The organism is Xanthovirga aplysinae, assembly GCF_009711365.1.
GTDB lineage: Bacteria > Bacteroidota > Bacteroidia > Cytophagales > Cyclobacteriaceae > Xanthovirga > Xanthovirga aplysinae.
In genome coordinates this window covers 1-1,110 of sequence record NZ_SMMB01000316.1, presented here as the reverse complement: position 1 = coordinate 1,110, position 1,110 = coordinate 1, and the positions used below count along the sequence as shown (strand labels likewise).

At 31.4% G+C, this 1,110-nt stretch carries 1 protein-coding gene; it reads right to left on the bottom strand.

What is annotated here, in order from left to right; translation table 11 throughout:
• The coding region (locus E1171_RS00930; protein WP_187696141.1) for a phage integrase N-terminal SAM-like domain-containing protein at positions 1-687 on the bottom strand (687 nt) is incomplete at its 3' end.
• Positions 688-1,110: the final 423 nt, after the last annotated feature.

Below are 1,110 nucleotides of genomic sequence, written 5' to 3'. Positions count from 1 at the left end.
CAGTCCCAAAATGCATTTATGTTTAATATTAGGCAAATTATTTAACATACCAGATACCTCTTTTTGACTAAGCACAATGGGTAACTTTACTTTTTTTCGAGGTCTTTCAATGGCATAGAAACGATTAGGCATTTCTAAAACCATTTCGTAGTAAAATTTGATGGAATTAATTGCTTGGTGTATATAAGCTTCAGATTTATTGACTTTCACTAAATGTCCTAAATAACTCCTAATATCATTCTCATTGAGCTTTAATAGCTCATTGGTTTTAAAATAATTCATGTAAGCTTCAAAATGAGAGATGTAACTTTTGGCAGTGGAAAGAGAATACTTCTTAATTTCGAGCTTTAGGAAATAGGCTTCTGGACATACTTTATGATGTTCAGGAAGTTTACGCTGCCTGAACCATTCAATACTTAAAGGTTTATTATTATTTTTTAAAGTGCTGTTTTTGAAAAAATATTTGGTGTTTACCCAGGCTACTCCTCTGAACCTCTCAAAAACTATTTTTAAGTTGGTGGCGGTATTTTCAATATATACCATTCCATATTTTCTTGACCACTTTGGAGTGGGAAGCTCTTTAATTAAGGCCTGAATAATCTTGTCGGGATAAAATTGAATGCCAATTTTTTTCTGACCATTAATTAGAAGGTGCTTTAGGGTAATATGTTTGGTAGGGTCCTTCATCACTTTGAATTAAGTTAAATCACTAGGAGGAGACCCGCAAATTTAAAAGTGTATTTATACGTATATTAAACGTGTAATAAACGTATAATAAACGTATAATCTACGACTATGAAAAAATATTTTGAATGAAGGGAAGAATCTTATAGTTTGGACAACTTAAAAACGTTGTTCGGTGGATTTTTGGATTACTCCCATTGAAGAAGTTAAAATTTGCACCTTCCGTTTAGCCTGGTGTTCCCCTTACTAGAAAAGTTCAATGTTTGATTTTAAATATGGAATTCTTTAGGGAAAGAAGGAGTGATGAAATCTTTTTTTGTATTTATGTTGTTTATATTAACATGTTTGTTAATTTTTGTGACATTAATATAAAATCAAATGGAGGAGAGGAGCATTGTACATATGGATTTGGACACTTTTTTTGTG